The sequence below is a fragment of the Mesorhizobium sp. M1006 genome (assembly GCF_040318825.1).
Classification (GTDB): domain Bacteria; phylum Pseudomonadota; class Alphaproteobacteria; order Rhizobiales; family Rhizobiaceae; genus Mesorhizobium.
In genome coordinates, this window is the sequence record NZ_JAMYMZ010000139.1 from 1 (window position 1) to 1,152 (window position 1,152).

General features: G+C 58.0%; 1 protein-coding gene. It reads left to right on the top strand.

The genetic code is table 11. The annotated features are described in order from the left end of the window. Nucleotides 1-72 precede the first annotated feature (72 nt). Nucleotides 73-1,152, top strand: a complete 1,080-nt coding sequence (locus tag NKH60_RS34930; protein ID WP_352517382.1) for an IS630 family transposase — start codon at nt 73-75, stop codon at nt 1,150-1,152.

The window sequence follows — 1,152 nt, forward strand, 5'->3', positions numbered from 1 at the left end:
CTAGTGGATTGATCGAGACAAAAGAGTCCGATGTTGGATTCCCATCGGTTTTCGCATGTGCGACGATCGTGCATGCGCACCGGTATTACATTTGACGTCACTGCCACCGACAGGATCCGGCTCGAAGCCATCGTGGCAAAGCGCGGTTCGCCGCAGAAGCATGCGTGGCGGGCGAAGATCATTCTGATGAGCGATGACAGGTTGGGAACTGTGGCCATTATGGAGGCTACCGGCAAATCGAAGACCTGCGTGTGGCGATGGCAGGAGCGTTTTATGGCCGAAGGCGTTGATGGCCTTTTGCGCGACAAGAGCCGCCCTCCAGGCATTGCGCCACTCGATCCCGAACTGGTCGATCAGGTGATCGCGCTGACGCTGGAAACGCCCAAGCAAGAGGCCACACACTGGACCGTTCGCGCGATGGCACAGGCGGTGGGGATCGCGGCCTCTTCGGTCGTCAAGATATGGCACGAGCATGGTCTTGCACCGCACCGCTGGCGCAGCTTCAAACTGTCGAATGACAAGGCCTTTGCCGAGAAACTGCACGATGTCGTTGGGCTCTACGTCTCGCCGCCGGCCCATGCCATTGTTCTTTCCGTCGATGAAAAAAGCCAGATCCAGGCGCTCGACCGCACCCAGCCAGGGCTTCCTTTAAAGAAGGGGCGGGGTGGCACGATGACCCATGATTACAAGCGCCACGGGACCACCACCCTGTTTGCTGCCCTCAATGTTCTCGACGGCTCGGTGATCGGCCGCAACATGCAGCGACATCGGCATCAGGAGTTCATCCGTTTCCTCAACGTGATTGAGGCGCAACTGCCGAAGGATAAGGCAGTCCACGTCATTCTCGACAACTACGCGACCCATAAGCAGCCGAAGGTCCGCGCCTGGCTGGCAAGACATCCGCGATGGACCTTCCACTTCGTTCCAACATCATGTTCATGGCTCAACGCTGTCGAGGGCTTCTTCGCCAAACTGACACGACGGAGACTGAAACACGGCGTCTTCCACTCCGTCGTCGACCTGCAGGCGGCAATCAACCGCTTCATGACTGAGCACAATCACGAACCGCGGCCATTCGTCTGGAAAGCAGATCCCGATGAGATCATTGCAGCAGTCAAACGCGGGCACCAAGCGTTGGAATCAATCCACTAG

Excerpts from the sequence above, each read along its gene's own strand:
- NKH60_RS34930 (WP_352517382.1), top strand. The coding sequence starts at position 73 with ATGCGCACCGGTATTACATTTGACGTCACTGCCACCGACAGGATCCGG.